This is a genomic window from Geodermatophilus sp. SYSU D00779, assembly GCF_054050595.1.
Map to the genome: position 1 here is coordinate 49,012 of NZ_JBJGZQ010000021.1, position 19,347 is coordinate 68,358.

At 74.5% G+C, this 19,347-nt stretch carries 20 protein-coding genes; 6 read left to right on the top strand and 14 right to left on the bottom strand.

Annotation, left to right across the window (positions count from 1 at the left end):
• Window positions 1-16: 16 nt before the first annotated feature.
• Genes ACI79G_RS17000 through ACI79G_RS17010 form a run of 3 tightly spaced genes read right to left on the bottom strand, consistent with a single transcriptional unit; the run spans window position 17 to window position 2,362 of the window.
• Window positions 17-784, bottom strand: a complete 768-nt coding sequence (locus ACI79G_RS17000; RefSeq protein WP_456882295.1) for a sulfite exporter TauE/SafE family protein — start codon at window positions 782-784, stop codon at window positions 17-19.
• The gene (locus ACI79G_RS17005) at window positions 781-1,527 is read right to left on the bottom strand and encodes a hypothetical protein (protein ID WP_456882296.1); all 747 of its coding nucleotides are present in this window, start codon (window positions 1,525-1,527) and stop codon (window positions 781-783) included. The genes ACI79G_RS17000 and ACI79G_RS17005 overlap by 4 nt, the downstream gene beginning before the upstream one ends.
• A 55-nt stretch (window positions 1,528-1,582) precedes the next feature.
• A complete protein-coding gene (locus tag ACI79G_RS17010; RefSeq protein WP_456882297.1) occupies window positions 1,583-2,362 on the bottom strand; it encodes a sulfite exporter TauE/SafE family protein in 780 nt (259 codons plus the stop codon).
• Window positions 2,363-2,569: 207 nt separating this feature from the next.
• On the opposite strand from ACI79G_RS17010, the gene ACI79G_RS17015 reads away from it, so the two are divergent.
• The gene (locus ACI79G_RS17015) at window positions 2,570-3,922 is read left to right on the top strand and encodes an ATP-binding protein (protein ID WP_456882298.1); all 1,353 of its coding nucleotides are present in this window, start codon (window positions 2,570-2,572) and stop codon (window positions 3,920-3,922) included.
• A gap of 74 nt (window positions 3,923-3,996) precedes the next feature.
• On the opposite strand, the gene ACI79G_RS17020 is transcribed toward ACI79G_RS17015, so the two are convergent.
• Entirely contained in the window at window positions 3,997-4,497 is a 501-nt protein-coding gene (locus ACI79G_RS17020) for a hypothetical protein (protein WP_456882299.1), read from the bottom strand.
• A 164-nt stretch (window positions 4,498-4,661) separates the two neighbouring features.
• Window positions 4,662-7,208: a DEAD/DEAH box helicase gene (locus tag ACI79G_RS17025; RefSeq protein ID WP_456882300.1), complete on the bottom strand. Its 2,547-nt coding sequence runs from the start codon at window positions 7,206-7,208 to the stop codon at window positions 4,662-4,664.
• A gap of 217 nt (window positions 7,209-7,425) precedes the next feature.
• Between ACI79G_RS17025 and ACI79G_RS17030 the strand changes: the two genes are divergently transcribed.
• A complete protein-coding gene (locus ACI79G_RS17030) occupies window positions 7,426-8,283 on the top strand; it encodes a glucose 1-dehydrogenase (RefSeq protein ID WP_456882301.1) in 858 nt (285 codons plus the stop codon).
• A 37-nt stretch (window positions 8,284-8,320) separates the two neighbouring features.
• On the opposite strand, the gene ACI79G_RS17035 is transcribed toward ACI79G_RS17030, so the two are convergent.
• From ACI79G_RS17035 to mmuM, 3 genes are read right to left on the bottom strand one after another with little or no spacing between them, the layout of a single operon-like run.
• Window positions 8,321-8,788, bottom strand: a complete 468-nt coding sequence (locus ACI79G_RS17035) for a hypothetical protein (RefSeq protein ID WP_456882302.1) — start codon at window positions 8,786-8,788, stop codon at window positions 8,321-8,323.
• Window positions 8,785-10,050 (bottom strand): hypothetical protein, encoded by a 1,266-nt coding sequence (locus ACI79G_RS17040; protein WP_456882303.1) that lies wholly within the window; start codon window positions 10,048-10,050, stop codon window positions 8,785-8,787. The genes ACI79G_RS17035 and ACI79G_RS17040 overlap by 4 nt, the downstream gene beginning before the upstream one ends.
• Window positions 10,051-10,105: 55 nt before the next feature.
• On the bottom strand, window positions 10,106-11,050 hold the full coding sequence (mmuM, locus tag ACI79G_RS17045) for a homocysteine S-methyltransferase (RefSeq protein ID WP_456882304.1): 945 nt from the start codon (window positions 11,048-11,050) through the stop codon (window positions 10,106-10,108).
• Window positions 11,051-11,111: 61 nt separating this feature from the next.
• On the opposite strand from mmuM, the gene yidD reads away from it, so the two are divergent.
• Both yidD and arfB read left to right on the top strand, forming a co-directional pair.
• Entirely contained in the window at window positions 11,112-11,603 is a 492-nt protein-coding gene (gene yidD, locus ACI79G_RS17050; RefSeq protein WP_456882305.1) for a membrane protein insertion efficiency factor YidD, read from the top strand.
• Between the two features lie 23 nt (window positions 11,604-11,626).
• The gene (gene arfB, locus ACI79G_RS17055) at window positions 11,627-12,067 is read left to right on the top strand and encodes an alternative ribosome rescue aminoacyl-tRNA hydrolase ArfB (RefSeq protein ID WP_456882306.1); all 441 of its coding nucleotides are present in this window, start codon (window positions 11,627-11,629) and stop codon (window positions 12,065-12,067) included.
• 111 nt (window positions 12,068-12,178) lie between these two features.
• Here arfB and ACI79G_RS17060 read toward each other — a convergent pair whose 3' ends face one another.
• From ACI79G_RS17060 to ACI79G_RS17070, 3 genes are all read right to left on the bottom strand, one after another.
• Window positions 12,179-13,405, bottom strand: coding sequence for an RNA polymerase sigma factor (locus tag ACI79G_RS17060; RefSeq protein ID WP_456882307.1), 1,227 nt, complete (start codon window positions 13,403-13,405; stop codon window positions 12,179-12,181).
• 4 nt (window positions 13,406-13,409) lie between these two features.
• The gene (locus ACI79G_RS17065; protein WP_456882308.1) at window positions 13,410-13,760 is read right to left on the bottom strand and encodes a YciI family protein; all 351 of its coding nucleotides are present in this window, start codon (window positions 13,758-13,760) and stop codon (window positions 13,410-13,412) included.
• A gap of 413 nt (window positions 13,761-14,173) precedes the next feature.
• Window positions 14,174-14,833 (bottom strand): RBBP9/YdeN family alpha/beta hydrolase, encoded by a 660-nt coding sequence (locus ACI79G_RS17070; protein ID WP_456882309.1) that lies wholly within the window; start codon window positions 14,831-14,833, stop codon window positions 14,174-14,176.
• Window positions 14,834-14,924: 91 nt separating this feature from the next.
• On the opposite strand from ACI79G_RS17070, the gene ACI79G_RS17075 reads away from it, so the two are divergent.
• Window positions 14,925-15,878: a LysR family transcriptional regulator gene (locus tag ACI79G_RS17075; protein ID WP_456882310.1), complete on the top strand. Its 954-nt coding sequence runs from the start codon at window positions 14,925-14,927 to the stop codon at window positions 15,876-15,878.
• A 98-nt stretch (window positions 15,879-15,976) separates the two neighbouring features.
• On the opposite strand, the gene ACI79G_RS17080 is transcribed toward ACI79G_RS17075, so the two are convergent.
• The 3 genes from ACI79G_RS17080 to ACI79G_RS17090 form a co-directional block, all read right to left on the bottom strand.
• Window positions 15,977-16,573 (bottom strand): MBL fold metallo-hydrolase, encoded by a 597-nt coding sequence (locus ACI79G_RS17080; protein WP_456882311.1) that lies wholly within the window; start codon window positions 16,571-16,573, stop codon window positions 15,977-15,979.
• A 372-nt stretch (window positions 16,574-16,945) separates the two neighbouring features.
• Complete coding sequence (locus tag ACI79G_RS17085) at window positions 16,946-17,776, bottom strand: alpha/beta fold hydrolase (protein ID WP_456882312.1); 831 nt, start codon at window positions 17,774-17,776, stop codon at window positions 16,946-16,948.
• A gap of 309 nt (window positions 17,777-18,085) precedes the next feature.
• Window positions 18,086-18,523 carry a VOC family protein gene (locus ACI79G_RS17090; RefSeq protein ID WP_456882313.1) on the bottom strand — a complete coding sequence of 146 codons (438 nt, stop codon included), beginning with the start codon at window positions 18,521-18,523 and terminating at the stop codon, window positions 18,086-18,088.
• Between the two features lie 387 nt (window positions 18,524-18,910).
• On the opposite strand from ACI79G_RS17090, the gene ACI79G_RS17095 reads away from it, so the two are divergent.
• On the top strand, window positions 18,911-19,186 hold the full coding sequence (locus ACI79G_RS17095; protein ID WP_456882314.1) for a hypothetical protein: 276 nt from the start codon (window positions 18,911-18,913) through the stop codon (window positions 19,184-19,186).
• Window positions 19,187-19,347 lie beyond the last annotated feature (161 nt).

The window sequence follows — 19,347 nt, forward strand, 5'->3', positions numbered from 1 at the left end:
GAGGAAGGGGGGTCCTTCACCCGTAGGCCTGGACGGCGAGGTGCACCGCCAGGCCGAGTCCGGCGAGGGCGATGAGCCGGCGCAGCAGCAGCTGCGGTGCGCGGCGCACCACCCGCGGGCCGAGGCGCCCGCCGACGAACAGGCCGATCGCCAGCGGTACCGCCGCCGACCAGGCGACGGGGGCGAACACGGCGAAGCCCACCGCGGCCGTCAGGTTGGCCAGGCCGAGCACCACGTTGCGCATCGCGTTGCCGACCGCCAGGCCCTCGCCGGTCGACAGCAGGAACAGCGCGAGCAGCATCACGCCGGCCGCCGCTCCGAAGTAGCCGCCGTAGACGGCGATCGCGGCGACGGCCAGCGGCAGCCACCACGGGTCGCGGTGCGTCGGGTGCGTGGCGGCCCCTCGGGCGGCCAGCTCCCGTGGCGGCCGCTGCACCAGCAGCGCCACCGCGGCCCCGGCGATCAGCCACGGCACGATGCGCTCGAAGGCGTCCGACGGCGTGAGCAGGAGCAGGGCCGCACCGGCCGCGCCGCCGAGCACCGCACCGCTCGCGAGCCGCAGCAGCCGCCGTCCCTGCCCGCGCAGCTCCGGCCCGGAGGCGCTCACCGCGCCCACGCCGTTGAGCACCAGGGCGACGGTGTTGGTCACGTTCGCCGCCACCGGCGGCAGACCGGCCGCGAGCAGCGCCGGGTAGCTCACCAGCGAGGCCAGGCCCGCGATGCTGCCGGTCAGCCCCCCGCCGACGCCGGCCAGCACGAGCAGGGCGAACTCCGCAGGGGTCACCTGCCGTGGCCGTCGCGGTCCGGGGCCGCTCGCAGGTCGGCCGGCACCAGGCGGCCGGCGACGATGTCCTCGGCGACGTCGTCCACCACCCGGCCCGCGGCGATCGCCGAGGCGCGCATCGTGGCGATGGCGTCGGTGGCGTCGAGCCCGAAGGCGATGCCGACCAGACCCATGGCCTGCCAGACGAGGGCGCGCCGCTGCGCGTCCGGCCCCTCCAGCCAGTTGCTGCCGTCCTCGGGGAACTCCGGCCCGGACACCGTGACCGCCAGCTCGTGCGTGGTCACCCGGGCGACCGCCTGCAGCTCGTCGCGGTCGAGGGAGGTCAGCCGCGCGGGGTCGCGCACGTACAGGTCCAGGACCACCAGCGGCCCCATCGGTGGGGGCAGCGGCACCGAGAGCACGCCGCGGTAGGTTGTCTCGTTGAGCAGCGAGGCCCACAGCTCCGGCCAGTTGCGCGCGATGTCCTCGAGGGAGAAGGCGATCACCGAGCCGTTGTCCTGCGCGCGCAGGCAGGGGCCGTCGCCGACGGTGAACTGCAGGCGTTCGGCGTGCGCGGTCTGCGCGTCGCTGGCACCGATCGGCGTCCGGAGCACGCCCACGTGCAGGCTCAGCCCGGCGCCGTCGACACCGAGCGCGGCGGCGCTGGCGCGCGCCAGCCGGCAGGGCAGCAGTTCGGGTCCGTCGAGGTCGACCGGTGTGGTGGCCAGGGCCTGGTCGAAGCGTTCGGCTGCACTCCCGGTCATGGGTCCAGCTTGCCTCGTGGACCTGCAGGCTCCGACACCGGCCGGTCCCGGAGGATCACCCGGTGAGCAGGACGGCGATCGCGACGCACCCGAGCGCGACGATCGCGCCGCGCAGCACGGCCGAGGGCAGCCGGCGACCGAACCGGGCGCCGACGTACCCGCCCAGCAGCGAGCCGGCCGCGACCAGCCCGGCCGCGCGCCAGTCGACGCGGTCGGTCGCCACGACGACGTAGGCCCCGGCGGCCACCCCGTTGACCGCGAGCGTGAGCACGTTCTTGATCGCGTTGAGCCGCTGCAGGGACTCGTGCAGCAGCAGCCCGAAGACGCCGATCTGCAGCACGCCCTGACTGGCCGCGAAGTAGCCGCCGTAGCTGCCGGTCGTGTAGGCGCCGGCGAACAGCGCGGCCAGCCGGCCGGGGCCGATCCCCGACGGCGGCTCGTCCACGGCCCGCCGGCGCGCCAGGGCCCGCGACACCAGCGGCTGGACGGCGACGAGGACGACGGCCAGCCCGACGAGCACCGGCACGATCGCCTCGAAGCTGCTCGCCGGGAGGTGCAGCAGCAGGAACGCGCCGGTCAGCGCGCCGAGCACCGAGGCGGGCAGCAGCCGCAGCAGCAGCCAGCGCTGCCCGGCCAGCTCGCGCCGGTAGCCCAGCGAGCCGGCGAGGTTGCCCGGCACCAGGCCGAGGGAGTTGCTGATCGTCGCGGTCACCGGCGGCAGGCCGACGGCCAGCAGCACCGGGAAGGTCACCAGCGTGCCCGAGCCGACGACGGCGTTGATGGCACCCGCGGCCAGCCCTGCCGCGGCGACCGCCAGCATCTCCAGCAGGGTCATCGGGTCATCGCCCGGAAGCGTGCCACGCCCGCAGGGAACCGGATCCAGTGGGCGTGCGAGGGACCGGTCCACGGGGCGTTCCTCCCCGCGCCGGTATCAGGCGGCCGCCTCCGGGACTCCGGAGGGCACACGACCGCAGGCACGCCGCGCCGGGTGCCCGCGTGCCCACCGCCGAGCCCCGGCCACGGCCGATCGGAGGCGACGTCCGTGCGCACCCGGATCATCAGCCTGGCCGTGCTGACCTCCGTCGTCGCCACGGTCCTGTTCGCCGTGCCGCTGGGCGTGGCGTTGCTCCAGTACGCGCTGCAGCACCAGTGGGGACACCTGGTGCGGGACGCCAGCGACCTGGCGATCACCGTGGCCGGCGACGTGTACCACGACGACCGGATCGACCCGGAGGTCCTCGACGACGTCGGGGACGACGACGAGGCCGTCGCCGCAGCCGTGTTCGACCGGGACGGTCAGCGGCTGGCCGGGGCGGTCCGGGACAGCGACCCCGGCGTCCTGGCCGGGGCCTACGACGGCGAGGTCTCCACCGTGACCGACGGGGACCTCTGGGTGGTCGCCGTCCCCGTCACCCACTCCGACGAGGTGATCGGCGCGGTGGTGGTGACCGCGTCCCGTGCGGACGTGCTCGGTGCGGTCGGTCTCATGTGGGCGGGGATGGCGGGGCTGGCCACCGTCGCGGTGACGGTCGCCTGGCTGGTCGGGCGCCGGCAGGCCCGTCGGCTGGCGCAGCCCCTGGAGGAGCTGGAGGAGAGCGCACGTCGGCTGGGGGAGGGCGACTTCAGCGTCCGGACCCGTCGGGGAGGGATCGAGGAGACGGACGCGGTCGGCGCCGCGCTCGAGGCGACCGCGGCCCGCCTGGACGACCTGCTCGCCCGGGAGCGCGCCTTCTCGACCGACGCCTCCCACCAGCTCAAGACGCCGCTGGCCGGGATGCGGCTGCGCCTGGAGGCGGCACTGGAACGGACGGACGTCGACCCCAGGCCGGCGATCGCCGCGAGCCTGGTCGACGCCGACCGCCTGGAGGCGATCATCGACGAGGTCCTGACGCTGGCCCGCGCCGGACAGGGCGCTCGGACCGGTCCGGTCGACCTCGGCACGCTGGTCGGTGAGCTGTCGCCGGAGTGGGACGCCCGGCTGGCACTGCACGGCCGGGACCTCGAGGTCCGGATCGACCCCGGCGCGCCGGAGGCCCGGGCGTCGACCGCGGCGGTCCGCCAGGTGCTCGGCGTGCTCGTCGACAACGCGTGCACCCACGGTCGAGGCACCGTGACCGTCACCGTCCGGGAGGCCACGGGCGCCGTGGCGGTCGACGTCTCGGACGAGGGCCCCGGCGTCCCGGACGACGGGAGGGCCGTGTTCGGGCCGCGGGCCGACCGGCGCGGCGAGCACGGGATCGGGCTCCCGCTGGCCCGCCGGCTCGCCGAGGCCGGGCAGGGCCGGCTTCAGCTCACCCGTGCGGCGCCACCCGTGTTCACCCTCCTGCTGCCCGCGGTCCCGGTCGAGACCCGGGACGCGCGCGGGGTCGCCGCCGCGGGGTCGTACGACCGGTGACCCCCCTGGGCACACCCTCCTCGGCGGGGGTGCTCCTGGACCGCGCCCGGACCCCGGGAGGGGTGCGGGCCCGGTCAGTTCAGGCTGAGGACGCCGAGACCGGCCACCCGGAGGCCGGACCCGTCCGGCTCGCTCCACACGCACCACGGCGCGAGCCGGGTGGCGGCCGCGGTCCTCGGCTCGGTGGACACGGGCGCGATCCGCCACGTGCTGGTCCGGACGACCGTGCCGGAGCGGCTGTCCGGGACCGGGCCGGACGTCGTCAGGCACCGGGCGGTGATGCACGGGTTCGGCCCGACGGTCGTCAGGGCCGCGCGCAGCCGCTGCAGGACGTGGTCGAGCTGCGCCATGGAGCACGAGTCGTCCCCGGCGACGTGGACCTGGAGGGTCAGGAGCTCGGACCCGGCCGGGGCGGAGCCGTGCTCGTCGACCGCCCACCGCAGGGAGACGGAGCAGGACGCCGGCGGGTCCTCCGCCGCGCCGTCCGCCTCCAGGCGCCGGGCGTCGTTGGCGAGCAGCATCAACAGCGTGGCGTCTCGGGCGATGAGGTTGAAAGCCACCAGGCGAAGGTCCACGGGAGCCTCCCTCGAGCCGGCGGTGTCGCCGGGGGCGGGGTCACGTCGTCGGCAGGACGTCGATCCCTGCGTCCTCGACGCTAGGCGGGCGATCCCGAGCAGCAGCCCAGGAGGAGGCAAGACCTCGGTTAAACCCGGACCGGCGGTTCAGGGAGGGGACCTCCTCAGTCCCTCCTGCCGGCCTCGACCAGGCGCAGCACCACGGCGCCCTCCTCGTCGGAGGCCTCGAGGTCGACCTCGACGTCGAAGCCCCAGTCGTGGTCGCCGGCCGGGTCGTCCAGGATCTGCCGCACCCGCCAGACCCCGGGCTCGCTCCTGTCCCAGATGAGCAGCGCCGGGCCGCGGGCGTCGGCGCCGGTGCCCAGCTCGGCGTGCTCGGCGAAGTAGGCCTGCACCACCTCGCCCCACCGCTCGGCGTCCCACCCGGAGCCGCGGTCGAGCTCGCCCAGGTCGTACCAGCGGCGGCGGGCGAACAGCTCCACCCGCCGGAACAGCTGGTTGCGCACCATCGCCGTGAACGCTCGCTCGTTGCCGGTCAGCGGCCGCGGGCGGACCGGGACGGCGACCGGCGCGTCCAGCGGCTGGTCCGGGCTGGTCAGCTGCTCCCACTCGTCGAGCAGCGAGGAGTCCACCTGGCGGACCAGCTCGCCGAGCCACTCGACCAGGTCGGTCACCTCGTCGGTGCGGGCGGCCGCGGGGACGCCGGAGCGCAGCGCCTTGTAGGCGTCGGAGAGGTAGCGCAGCACCGCGCCCTCCGCGCGGGTCAGCCCGTAGGCGTTGACCAGCTCGCGGAAGGTGTAGGCGTTCTCCCACACGTCGCGGACGACGGACTTCGGCGACAGGTGCGCATCGGCCGCCCACGGGTTCGACCGGGTGTAGACCTCCAGCGCGTGCTCGAGCAGCTCGGCCAGCGGCTGCGGGTAGGTGATCTCCTCGAGCAGCTCCATGCGCTCCTCGTACTCGATCCCCTCGGCCTTCATCCGGGCCACCGCCTCGCCCTTGGCCTTGTTCAGCTGCGCGGCCAGGATCTGCCGCGGGTCGTCGAGGGTGGCCTCGATGACGCTGACCACGTCGAGGGCGTAGGTGTCGCCGGCCGGGTCGAGCAGCTCGATCGCGGCCAGGGCGAAGGTCGACAGCGGCTGGTTGAGCGCGAAGTCCGGCGGCAGGTCGACGGTCAGCCGGTGGCGGCGTCCGTCCGGCTCCGGCTCGTCGAGCCGCACCAGCACCCCGGCCTGCAGCAGCGAGCGGGCGATGCCGATGGCCTCCCGGATGTGCCGCAGCTGGCGCTTGCGCGGCTCGTGGTTCTCCGTGAGCAGCCGGCGCATGGCGGCGAACGGGTCGCCGGGGCGGTCGACGACGTCGAGCACCATCGCCGTCGACACGCGCATGTTGCTGGTCAGCGGCTCGGGCTCGGCCTCGACCAGCCGGCGCATGGTCCCCTCCGACCACGGCACCATGCCCTCGGGCGCCTTCTTGCGCACCAGCTTGCGGCGCTTCTTGGGGTCCTCGGCGACCTTGGCGAACTGCCGGAGGTTCTCCACCTCGTGCTCGGGTGCCTGGACGACGACGGTGCCGGCGGTGTCGTAGCCGGCGCGTCCGGCCCGCCCGGCGATCTGGTGGAACTCGCGGGCGTTGAGCAGCCGGGTCCGGGTGCCGTCGTACTTCGACAGCGCGGAGAAGACCACGGTGCGGATCGGCACGTTGATGCCGACGCCGAGGGTGTCGGTGCCGCAGATGACCTTGAGCAGGCCGGCCTGGGCCAGCTGCTCCACCAGCCGCCGGTACTTGGGCAGCATCCCGGCGTGGTGCACCCCGATGCCGTGCCGCACCAGCCGCGACAGCGTCGTCCCGAAGGAGGTGGTGAACCGGAAGCCGCCGATCATCTCGGCGATCGCGGCCTTCTCCTCCTTGGTGCACACGTTGACGCTCATCAGCGCCTGCGCGCGCTCCAGCGCCGAGGCCTGGGTGAAGTGGACGACGTAGACCGGCGCCTGCCGGGTGTCCAGCAGCTCCTGGATCGTCTCGTGCATCGGCGTCGTCGCGTAGTAGTGGTGCAGCGGCACCGGGCGCTCGGCGCCGGCGACCAGCGCGGTGGGCCGCCCGGTGCGGCGGGTGAGGTCCTCGCGCAGCCAGCCGGTGTCGCCCAGGGTGGCGCTCATCAGCAGGAACTGCGCCCTCGGCAGCTCGAGCAGCGGCACCTGCCAGGCCCAGCCGCGGTCGGGGTCGCCGTAGAAGTGGAACTCGTCCATCACGACCAGGCCGACGTCGGCGTCCGCGCCCTCTCGCAGGGCGACGTTGGCCAGGACCTCGGCGGTGCAGGCGATGATCGGGGCGTCCCGGTTGACCGCGGCGTCGCCGGTGAGCATGCCGACGTTCTCGGCGCCGAAGACGCCGCACAGCGCGAAGAACTTCTCGCTGACCAGGGCCTTGATCGGCGCGGTGTACCAGCTGCGCCGTCCCTCGGCGAGCGCGGCGTACTGCGCGCCGGTGGCCACCAGCGACTTGCCCGATCCGGTCGGCGTCGCGAGGACGACGTTGGCGCCGCTGACCAGCTCGATCAGCGCCTCCTCCTGGTGCGGGTACAGCACGGTGCCCTGCGCCTGGGCCCAGGCGGCGAACGAGGTGAACAGCTCGTCGGGGTCGGCGCCGCGCGCCCGGAGGGCCGAGAGGTCCGACGGGTCGTCGAGGAGGGGAGGGGCGGTGGCGGTCATCGTGGGGGACAGCGTGCCGGACGCGGCGGAACTTCCCGCGCAGGGCCCGGCAGGCGGTCGCGGGGTCCACCGGTTCGCGACCGGGCCGGTTCGGAGGAGTGCGTGCGGGGGTAGCGGGCGGAGGACGCGGCGGTGACCCGGCTCCCGGGCGGCGTGAGAAGAGCGCCGGCGCACCGCCGTCCCGCACGTCCACGGCCACGTCCACGGAGGTAGTGCCATGTCCGAACCCCGCCCCGAGTCCCAGCCCGCGCAGCAGCAGCAGGTCCCCGGCACGCTCGGGCAGATGGACCCCAAGCCCGACCACGGCGAGGAGAGCTACCGCGGCTCGGGCCGGCTGACCGGCAAGGCGGCGGTGATCACCGGCGGCGACAGCGGCATCGGCCGGGCCGTGGCGATCGCCTTCGCCCGCGAGGGCGCCGACGTCCTGATCTCGTACCTGAACGAGCACGAGGACGCCAAGGACACCGCCAAGTACGTCGAGGAGGCCGGCCGGAAGTGCGTGCTCGTCCCCGGTGACCTCGCCGACCGCGCGCACCAGAAGACGATCATCCCGAAGGCGGTCGAGGAGTTCGGCAAGGTCGACATCCTGGTCAACAACGCGGCCTTCCAGATGAGCCACGACTCGATCGAGGAGATCTCGGACGAGGAGTGGGACCACACGGTGGCGCTGAACCTGACGGCGATGTTCACGCTGACCAAGGACGCGGTCCCGCACATGCAGCCGGGGGCGTCGATCATCAACTCGTCGTCGGTGAACTCCGACAACCCGAGCCCGAACCTCATCGCCTACGCGATGACCAAGGCCGGGATCGCCAACTTCACCGCCAGCCTCGCGCAGATGCTGGCCGAGAAGGGCGTCCGGGCCAACAGCGTGGCCCCGGGCCCCATCTGGACGCCGCTGATCCCGGCGACCATGCCCGAGGAGAAGGTGGAGAGCTTCGGCCAGCAGGTGCCGCTGGGCCGCGCCGGGCAGCCGGCCGAGCTCGCGCCGGTCTACGTGATGCTGGCCAGCGACGAGGCGTCCTACGTCTCGGGCGCGCGGGTCGCGGTCACCGGCGGCAAGCCGATCCTCTGAAGGAGGGCCCCGGGCGCGCCACGCGCCCGGGGCCGGCTCAGCCGACGCTGCCGGCGACGACGGGTTCGCTCCACGGCGTCACCGAGCCGTCGGGGCGCACCCCGCGGGCCTGGTAGCCCAGCGACGCGGCGTCGGCCAGGGCGGCGGTCCGCCCGGGATCGTCCGCCGGTGCCGTCCCCGGGCCCTGCGCCAGCTGCAGCTCGACGCACCTCCCCGGCAGCTCCTCGACGCGCGGGGAGACGCCCTCGGCGGTCACCGCCCGGACCTCCCAGCGCTCGAGGTCCTCCTCGCCGGGCGACGGGTCGAAGCACGCCTCCCAGGTGGTCGACCAGCTGCCGGCGGCCGGGTCGACGTCGTCGGTGAGGCTCGCCGACGCCAGGACCGGGGCCGGCCCCGCGAGGGTCCCCGGCGTCCCGTCCTCGCTCGCCGACGAGCAGCCGGTGAGCCCGGCGGCGAGGGTGAGGAGGGCGGCCGCCGGGCCGCGGCAGAGCACGAGCGAGGTCACCACTCGACCGCGCCGAACACCTCGCCGTTGAGGACGATGGTGTCCGGCGGGACGACGGTGCCGGCGGGCAGGTCGGTGCCGACGACCGCGCTGCGGTCGCCGATCCGGGCGCCGTCGCCGATGGTGCTGCGGAAGACGACGGACCCGTCGCCGAGGTGGACGCGGTCGCCGACCACGGTCTGCTCCTCGGGCCGGCCCTCGACGACGACGCGGCCGCCGCCGTGCACGATGGCGCCCTCGCCGTAGCGGACGTCGTCGCCGACGTGGACGTCGGTGTGCTCGAGGGCGTGGAAGACCACGTCGTCGTCCATCTCGTCGACGTGGCCGATGACGAAGGGCTCGCCCTCGTCGGCGCGGATGGCGATCCGCTCGCCGGTGCGCTGCGTGAACCGGTCGTAGGTGTCGGCCAGGTCGACGTCGCCGATGACCCGGTTGGGGGAGTCCGGCCGCGCCTGCTCCTCGCCGGCGAAGCTCGGCAGGTCGGCGTCGGGGTTGAAGTCGGTGTGGCCCGGGTCGAGGTTGGCCCCGTGCACGGCGCTCGGGTCCTCGCGGTACAGCTCGGTGTACGCGCGGGCCAGCGACTCGTTGACGTGGATGACGGCCTCGTTGAACGCGACGTCGGCCTGGGTGAGGTAGCGGACCTTGCCCAGGGCCGGGTCGCTGGCCTCGGCGTCGGTGGTCACGTTCTTGCCGGGCAGCACGAGGAAGCCGCTGGGCAGCGTGACGCCGGGAGCGACCCTGGCCAGCGCCGAGACGCCGGAGTCGAGCTCGACGGTGGCGCCGTCGACCTCGCTGCCGAAGCTCAGGAACACCGAGCCCTCGAGGGTGTCCACCGTGCCCTCGACCTCCGGGGGCAGCGGGCTGGACTCGATGCCGATGCTCGCCGAGCCGCGCACCGAGGACCCGTGGGCCAGGATGACGCGGTCGCCGACCCGGATGCCGCTGCCGCCGCGGGCGTCGAGCAGGACGTTGTCCTGGACGTTGGACGACGCGCCGACGCTGATCGGCGCGTGCCGGGTGGCGTGCAACTCGGCGAAGGGGCCGACGTAGCCCCGCTGCCCGAGGCCGACGTGCCGCGCCCCGGTGACCGTGGCGGTCGGGTCGAGGAAGGTGGCGGTCGCGGCGGAGCCGTCGGTCGAGCACACCGGCACGTTCTCGCGGGTCGGGGAGCACCGTCCCTCGTCGGTCCGGGCCAGTGCGGAGGTGAGGGTCCCGACGACCACGGCGGTGGCCGCGGAGCCGGTGAGGAGTGCTCGTCGCATGGGGATCCGTCCGTCGGGGGAAGCCCACCCGGCCGGGTGGGGGGTGGCTCGGAGGTCAACGGTCGTCGTCGGAGGCGGCCTCCTCGTCGGACCGGGCGCGGCGGAGGGCACGGGCGAGCGCGGCGACGGCATCGGGCCCCACGCGGCAGCACCCGCCGACGAGCCGGGCGCCGGCGTCGACCCAGGTGAGCGCGTCGGCGGGGGAGAGGCCGGCGGTCCCGGTCCAGCGCCGGGCGGCGGCGTCCCACCGTTCCCCGCTGTTCGGGTAGACGACGACGGGCTTGCCCGCGGCCCGAGCGGCGGTCACCGCCGGCAGGACGCCGTCCGGGTCGGTGCAGTTGACGCCGACCGCCACCACCGCGTCGAGCTCGCGTGCCATCGCGTACACCTCCTCGGCCAGCTCACCGCGGCGGGTGCGGACGACGCCGTCGCCGTCCAGCACCGTGGTGAGCGACAGCCAGACCGGCATCCCGAGCATGTCGGCCTCCTCCAGCAGCGCCTCGGCCTCGGCGGCAGCGGGCACCGTCTCGCAGGCCAGCACGTCGGCCCCGGCCTCGGCCAGCCACTGCATGCGCGGCCGGTGCCACTGCCGGAGCCGGTCGACGCCGACCTCGTCGGCGTAGCTCCCCGTGTACTCCGACCCGTCCGCGAGGGCCGCGCCGTAGGGCCCGACCGACCCGGCGATCCACGCCTCCGGGGCCCCGCGTTCGGCCAGGTGCACCGAGCGGACGACGAGCCGCCGGGCCTCCGTCACGTCCAGCCCGACAGCGGCCAGCCCCTCCACCGACACCTGGTAGCTGGCCGTCGTCGCCACCTGGGCGCCGGCGGCGGCGAAGGCGGCGTGCGCGGCGACGACCGCCTCCGGGTCGTCGTGCAGCAGCCGCGCCGACCACAGCGCCGAGGAGAGGTCGTGCCCCTGCGTCTCCAGCTCCGTGGCCAGGCCGCCGTCGAGGACGACCGGGCCGGCGGCCAGCGCGGTGGCGAGGGGGAAGTCGGGCATGCGGCCGATGGTCCTCCCGGCTCGCCGGGCGCGGGCGGTCGGGCACCCCCAGGATCGGCCCATGGTCTTCATCTGGAGCAGCGGGTGGGCCCCGCGCCGGCGGCGGCGCGGACCGGGGTACCGCCACGGCACGCCGTACGGGTACGGCCGCGCGTACGGCTACGGGCCGCGCCGCGGCTACGACCGGGACGGCTCGTGCCTGCGCGACCTGCTGTTCCTCAACACCGGCTGCTGCCTGGCCAACGCGATCGGCTGCGGCGTCGACGGCCTGTTCCTCGTGCCGACGACGGTGCGGCACGTGCACGCCGCCGGCACCGGGCGACGCGGGACCCGGGTGCGGGACCGGCTGGTGGCCGCCGTCCGGGTCTACCAGCGCGAGGTCAGCCCCCGGCGACCGCCGTGCTGCCGCTTCGAGCCGACCTGCTCGGCTTACGCCGTCGGGGCGCTGGAGCAGCACGGCGCCGCGCGGGGCAGCTGGCTGACGCTGCGCCGGCTGGTGCGCTGCCGGCCCGGCGCGGCGGGTGGCCCCGACCCGGTGCCCGCCGCCGCCTGAGGTCCCTCGGCGACACTGGCCGCGTGCCGACCACCGACGACGCCTCCGGGGACCTCCCGGTCACGGGCTCCCTCGTCGTGCCCGCGGCCGCGCAGCACTGGCGGTTCTCCCGCTCGTCGGGACCGGGCGGGCAGGGCGTGAACACCGCCGACTCGCGGGTGGAGCTGTCGGTCGCGCCGCTGGAGCTGCCCGGGCTGACCGGCGTCCAGCGGGAGCGGCTGGCCGCACGCCTGGCCGGCCGGCTGGTGGACGGCGTCCTGACCGTGGCCGCCAGCGAGCACCGTCAGCAGCTGCGCAACCGGCAGGCCGCCCGGGAGCGGCTGGCCGCCGTCCTGCGTGCGGCGCTGGCCCCGCCGCCCCCCGCGCGTCGGCGCACGAAGCCCACGCGCGGGTCGCAGGAGCGCCGCATCCAGGCCAAGAAGCAGCGCGGCGAGCTGAAGCGCTCCCGTCGTCGCTGGGACTGACCGGGGCACGGCCTCCACCGTGCGCTCAGCCCCTGCCCCCTCCTGTGGGCAGGGGCTGACTGTCGGGGCGCAACCGGTGGCCGTGGCGGGGAGGCAGCCGGCGGCCGTGGCTCAGCCTGCGCCCACGACCTCGGCCCGCCGCCGCTCCAGGAAGGCGCGCTCGGTCGCGTTGCCGGCCAGCCCGAGGGCCGCGTCGTAGGCCGCGACGGCCTCGGCGGTGCGGCCCAGCCGGCGCAGCAGGTCGGCCCGGACGGCGGGCAGCAGGTGCGAGCGCGGCAGGTCGAGGCCGTCGAGCAGCGCCAGCGCCACCGCCGGACCGTGCACCTCGGCCACCGCGACCGCGCGGTTGAGCGCCACCACCGGGCTCGGCGCCAGGGCCATCAGGTGGTCGTACAGCGCGAGCACCTGCGCCCAGTCGGTCTCCTCCGCGGACGCGGCGTCGCTGTGCACCGCCTGGATCGCCGCCTGCACCTGGTACGGCCCGGGGGCGCCGCGGCGCAGGCAGCGGCGCACCAGCTCCTGCCCCTCCGCGATGAGCGCGGCGTCCCAGCGGGAGCGGTCCTGCTCCGGCAGCGGCACCAGCGACCCGTCGGGCGCCACCCGGGCCGCCCGGCGCGACTCGCTCAGCAGGACCAGCGCCAGCAGGCCGAGCACCTCCGGCTCGTCGGGCATGAGCTCGGCCAGCTGCCGGGCCAACCGGACCGCCTCCGCGCACAGGTCGGTGCGCACCAGTCCCTCGCCCGCCGACGCCGTGTGCCCCTCGGAGTACACGAGGTAGACGACCGCCAGGACGCCGGACAGCCGGTCGGGCAGGTCGGCCTCGGTCGGCACCCGGTAGGGGATGCGGGCATCGCGGATCTTGCTCTTGGCCCGCACCAGCCGCTGGGCCATCGTCGCCTCGGGGACGAGGAACGCGTGCGCGATCTCCGCGGTGGACAGCCCGCCCACCAGCCGCAGCGTCAGCGCGACGCGGGCGGCGGGGGCCAGGGCGGGGTGGCAGCAGGTGAACAGCATGCGCAGCCGGTCGTCGCGCACGGCGCCCTCCTCGGGCGGTGGGCCGGGGTCGGCGAGCAGCGCGGCGGCCCGGTACCGGTCGGTGCGGGTGGACTCGCGCCGCAGCCGGTCGATGGCCCGGTTGCGGGCGGTGGTGACGATCCAGCCGGCGGGGCTGGGCGGCACGCCGTCCACCGGCCAGCGCTGCAGAGCGGTCAGGAAGGCGTCCTGCACCGCCTCCTCGGCGGCGTCGATGTCGCCGAGGAGGCGGGTGAGGACGGCGACCGCGCGCCCGTAGGACTCGCGGAAGACCGCCTCCACGTCAGGCGTGCCGACGTCGGGCACCGCGTCAGACGCCCCCGTTGGCGATCGGGCGGACCTCCACCGGCAGGGTCGTCGCCCGGGCGACCTCGCGGCCCCAGGCCAGCGCGGCGTCGAGGTCCTCGGCCTCCACGATGGTGAAGCCACCGACGTGCTCCTTGGCCTCCACGTAGGGGCCGTCGGTCACCAGGACGTCCCCGCCCGCGGGCCGCACCACGGTCGCGGTCTCCGCAGGGTGCAGGCCGGCGGAGAAGACCCAGGCGCCGGCGGCACGCATCCGCTCGGTCACCGCGGCGACGTCGCGCATGATCGGGCCGAGGACCTCCGGCGCCGGCATCGGGCCGTCGGGCTGGATCAGGCTGAGCAGGTACTGCGGCATGGGGATCTCCTCGGGTCCGGCGGCCGGCACGGTACCGGCCGCTCACCCCCTGTACGAACGACCCCGCGTCAGATCGACGACCCCCGGGAGGAAATCCTCCGCGGATCCTGACGCACCCGGTCACGGGTGTGGAGCCACCGCAGCCGCCGTGATCGGGCGAGGCGGAGGAGGTCTCACGGCATCGCCGGGGGTGCACGACGAGTCGCTCGAGTGTCCGCAGGCCCGTCGAGCTCATCGCCGGGTTGCTGTCGACGTGGTACCAGCCCACGCCGAGGGCCTGCTCGAGTGCCCATGCCGCACCGCGCGCCCACTCCAGGGCGCCGCTGCCCGAGTCGGCCCGCAGGGCCTGGCGTGGGCCCACGTCGAACAGGTGCCAGGCGGCGACGAGGTCGAGCGCCGGGGTCAGCGGGACCTCAGACGGTCCGGCGAGGGGAGAAGCGGGTGCGGGGGTCCAGGCACCAGGCCAGAGCGTCTGGCCAGGGGCCGTATCCGGCGTCGAGGTCCAGGTGGGCTCCGCCGGGGACGATGTCGGTGTCGATCCGGAGCAGTCCGTACGCAGCGCTGACGCCTTCTGAGCAGTAGGGATCGTCGTCGGCGGCGACGAGCCTGGTGCCGCGCGGTGCCGCGGCAGCCAGCTGCTCGGACGTGATGGACGGGGGGACGAACGCGGCGATCTCGGGGTGCTCGGTGATCAACCGGGGAGAAGGCGGCGCGACGAGCAGGACCCGGTCCACCGGCGCCCCGTAGCTCTCCGAGTCGACCGCATGCAGCCACAACGCGCAGGCCAGGCTGTGGCAGACCACGACCGTCTCCGCGACCTCCTGCGAGCCGCCGGTGCTGCGCAGGTGCTCCAGCTCGGCGGTCAGCTGCTCCAGCCACGCACCGAGGTCCGGCTCGTCAGGGTCGGGGAGCTGCGGGTAGCGCACCAGGTGGCCTCGCGCGCTCAGGTGCCCGTCCAGCCAGTGCTGCCAGTGCCCGGCCGGACGGCGGTTCTGCCAGCCGTGCAGCAGCACGAACCCGCTCACCGGCTCGCCCCGACCGGAGTCCTCCACCGCTTGCCACGTGTCGTGCACCGCTGTCCCTCCTCGAGGCCCCGGTCGTGCGGCCGGGTGGTCATAGCAGCGTCACGGAGGTCGCAGCCTTAAGTCCATCTATGGTTCGTGGATGGAACCGTCCAGCGGGCTCTACACGATCGACTTGCGTCGGCTGCGGGTGCTGCGCGAGCTGAGCCGTCGCGGGACCGTGGCGGCCACGGCAGCGGCCATGCACCTGACCCCCTCGGCGGTCTCCCAGCAGATCGCCGCTCTGGCCCGCGAGGCCGGCGTGCCGCTGCTGGAACGCCGCGGGCGCCGAGTGGTGCTCACCGGCCAGGCGCGGCTCCTGCTCCAGCACGCCGACGCCATCGCCGCCCAACTCGAACGCGCCCGCACCGACCTGGCCGCCTACGGGCACGGCCAGCGCGGCGCCGTCACCGTCGGCGCCTTCTCGAGCGCCGTGTCCGGACTGCTGCCCGCAGCCCTGGCCGGCCTGCGCGCCGCACGCCCCGACCTGGCCGTGGCCGTGGTCGAGGCCGAGCCCCCGGAGCTGTTCACCCGCTTGGACGCCGGGGAGGTCGACGTGGCCGTCGCCGTGGACTTCGCCGCCGCTCCACCACGCACCGACCCCCGCTACCGGCGCACCCCGTTGCTGGTCGACGTCCTCGACCTGGCCCTGCCCGCGGGCCATCCCGCTGCTGCCGCCGAACGGGTGCGACTGGTGGAGCTGGCCACGGAGGCGTGGGTGGTCGGGCGAGCGGCCAGCTGCTGCGGCGCGGTGACCCGCTCGGTGTGCGCAGCGGCCGGCTTCACCCCGGAGATCCGCCACCCCGTCGACGACTGGGCCGCCGTTGCCGCCCTGGTGGCCGCCGGCGCCGGCGTCGCTCTCATCCCCCGCCTCGCCCAGCACCACCGCCCGGGACTGGTGCTGCGCCCGGTCGCGGGAGCGCCCCCTGCGCGCCACGTCTTCGCCGCCGTGCGCGCCGGCAGCCAGGCCGACCCCGTGCTCACCAGCGTCCTGACCCACCTGCAGGTCGCCGCAGCCCAACTGGACCAGCCCCGTGCCGCGGTCGGCGTTGGGTGAGCCGAACGGCTACCGACGCGGTAGCGGCCGGCAGGGGAGCAGCTGGCCGGCGTCCCGCAGGGGATCGTCCACCGGACGGCCTGTCTGGCTCCCTCGGATCAGACTTGCCGGTCAACCTGCGGCCGCCACGGCTCGTGCTCGTGCGAGAGCCAGACCAGCTCGGGGTCGAGCGCGCGCACCAGCCGCTGGCCTTCGGTGCACGGCTCGTCGAGCTCGCCGGAGAAGACCGCCATGTCGCCGCCGACGACGACCGGACGCCCGCCGGTCTCGACGACGACTACCTGCGAGCCTCCCGTGTGGCCTGGCGCCGGGACGAGCCGGAGCCCCGGCAGCAGCTCGACCGCGCCGTCGACGGATACGTACCGCGCTCCGGGCGCCTCGACCCACTCGCGGATCGTGTAGTCGTCCTGGCTGCGCGCGTCGTCGAGCTCCCGGCGTTGGACGTGGATCGGCCTGTCGGTGAAGAGGTGGTTGCCGCCGCAGTGGTCGAAGTGCAGGTGCGTGTTGATGACGACGTCGATGCTGGCCAGGTCGAAGTCGGCCTGCGTGCTCAGTGGGATCAGCCGTGGATCCATGTCGGCCACCGCCGGGTGCAGCCGCGTCATGCCGGTGTCGACAAGCACGCGCGCGTCCGGATGGTCGATGACGTGCACGTAGACCGGCATCCGCTCGCCCTCGACGAGCAACTCCGCCACGAGGACAGGGGTGATCGTCGGGGGTGAGACCTCGATTCCCGCTCCCTCAGCCTTGCGGGGACGTGGCTCACGCATCGCGGACAGCTCGTGCAGGCGCCTCGTACCCGGCGCGGTCGCCGTACCGGGTGGTCGAGAACGCAGCCATGCTGCCTCGTTCCTCCTGATCGTGGTGCGCCGCTGGGTGCGGCTACCAGCACTACGACTTCGTCGCTGCACGGACTTCATCGGTCGGGGAGGGCCGGGGTCCCTGGTAGCCGACCGACGTGCGGGACACGTCGGCGTCCCAGTGGACGAACCCGCTACGGCGAAGGTCGCGCGGCCTGGTCGCCTGTCCCGCAGGGGATCCGGTTGCGGGAAACGGCGTGGCCTCGCTCAGGCCCGGCGCTGTTGCTGCTCGACGAGCCAACCATGCAGGACGGTGGCAAGACTCTCGGGAGCGTCCACCTGGACCAGATGCCCTGCATCCGGGACGAGCTGCAGGCGAGCCCCGGGTATCGCCTCGGCCAGGGCATGAGCCCTGTCGACCGGGATCCAGGTGTCCTCGACGCCCCAGGCCACCAGTACCGGTAGCGCCAGTGAGCCGTACAGCGGCTGGACCTCGTCGGTGTAGGTCTGGTCAGCCTGAGCGATCTGCCGATAGAACGCGGCCTGGCCCAGCGATCCGCGCCACGGCTCGACCAGCATCCGCGTCCGGCGCTCGTCGAGGCCGCGATGGCTGGCTCCCTCGATGTACGCGCGCACCACGCCCTCGTGCACAGCGGCCGGCAAGGCGGCGAAGACCCCGGCGTTGTCGCGAACCAGGCGGAAGAACTCCGAGCCCCACGGCGCGAGCGCCACGACGTCGACCAGGGCCAGGGAGCCGTAGAGCGCGCCGTGGAGCAGGTGTGCGCGCAGTGCCACGGCCCCGCCGTAGTCGTGGGCGATGAGGTGTGGCCGGTCCAGTCCCCAGTAGCCGATGAGGTCGGACAGCAGCTCACCTTGCACGTCGAGCGAGACGCGGTGCTCGGCCTCCATCGAGGACTGCCCGTAGCCGGGCATGTCCCACAGGTGGACCCGGAACCGGGAGCTCAGCGCATCGGCGAACGGGCGCCAGAGCGCCGAGGACCACGGGGTGCCGTGGCAGAACACCACCGGCGGACCATCGCCCCAGGCATCCCATCGCACTCGACGTCCTCGCCAGGCGAACGTCTGCTCGAGTCGCACCCGACGATCCTCGCAGGGCTCGAGTCCGGTCGTATCGCCCTCGTTCCGGTACAGCCCGCCGGGTCGTGTCGGGATTCCGTCGGCGACCGGCTACGGCTGCCCCCGGCCAACCGGACCGGCACGGAGCATCCCGTAGGGGATCGCTCATCGAGCGACGCATCGGGGCGTCGGCGGTGGCACACCCCCGTCCCGGGACCGTGCGCCCGTTCCTGCACGTACGCCCGGACCCGCGCGGTGGTCCCGGGGTCGGGGAGGCACGGTGACCGACTGGCCGGACACCACCGTGCTCTCTGCCGGATCGACCCGCGGTCAGCTCTTGTCCAGCGCCTCGGCGAGCATCACGATGATGCCGCTGGGGCCGCGGACATAGGTGAGCTTGTAGGCGTCCCCGTAGGTCGCCACGCCGCGCAGTGGGTGGCAGCCGTGCCTCGCGGCGATCTCGAGGGCCTCGTCGATGTCGTCGACCGAGAAGGCGACGCGGTGCATGCCGATCTCGTTGGGCCGGGTGGGCTGCGTCTCGATCGCGTCGGGGTGGATGTACTCGAAGAGCTCGAGACGCCCGTTGCCGTCCGGCGTCTGGAGCATGGCGATGTTCGCGTGGTTGCCGTCGAGGCCGACAGCGGTGTCGGCCCACTCTCCACTGACCGTGTCACGGCCGAGGACGGTCAGCCCGAGGTCGGTGAAGAAGGCAATCGCCGCGTCGAGGTCGCGGACGGCGATGCCGACGTTCTCGAGTCTGATGGGCATGCGTTGCACGTTATCGAGTCGCGGCGACCTGTTCTGGGCCGTGAGCTGCCGGTTCTGGCCCAGTGGGGCGGCGGACCGTTCCGCGGGATCGGTGTCGTGCCAGTCGGGCACCGGACACCGCGGTGCGAGGGCGAAGCGGCTCGACCCGGGTGTCGCAGGCCGATCCCCTTGCGGTGACCACTGGACGGCCCCGAAGCGAGGGTCCCGGACCTTTGGAAGGATCATGGTCGGCACTCGTTCCGCTTGCACCCGCCCGACACCCGGGGCGCGCACGTGCGATCAGGCACGCCCCCGAGGAGAGCCTGCACACCCGACCAGCGCCGCCGTAGTACCGAACAGGACGCTCGACCGCGCATCCCTCACCCGTTCCTCCTGGAAGGGCACATCATGAAACCGACCATCCTCTGGTCCCTGGTCGTCGGTGCTCTCGTGGCGCTCATCCTGCTGCTCGCGGCCGTCATCATGTCGGCGTCAGGCTTCCGGCTCGACGTGGAACGCTGGGTGCTCATCGGCGCTTTCCTGGTCGTCATCGCCATGGCGGCTACAGCGATGGTCTCTGCGCTCAACGCGCTCAAGGAAGTCCGCGAGCAGTCGACCCGGGACGACGCCGGGAACGGGGCTGGGAACGTCAGCGGGGACAACAGGTCCGGCAACCGCTCGTAGCCGGCGCCGAAGCCGGCGTCCCGACGAGCTCGTCGAAGACCACCGCATCGTCGATGCGGGGTCCGCGACAGCCCAGCGGACGGTCATCGACATGCGGCGGCTGCGCGAGGAACTGCTCGAGCAGCGGGTCGGAGATGCAGGATGGCAGAGCAGGCACGAGC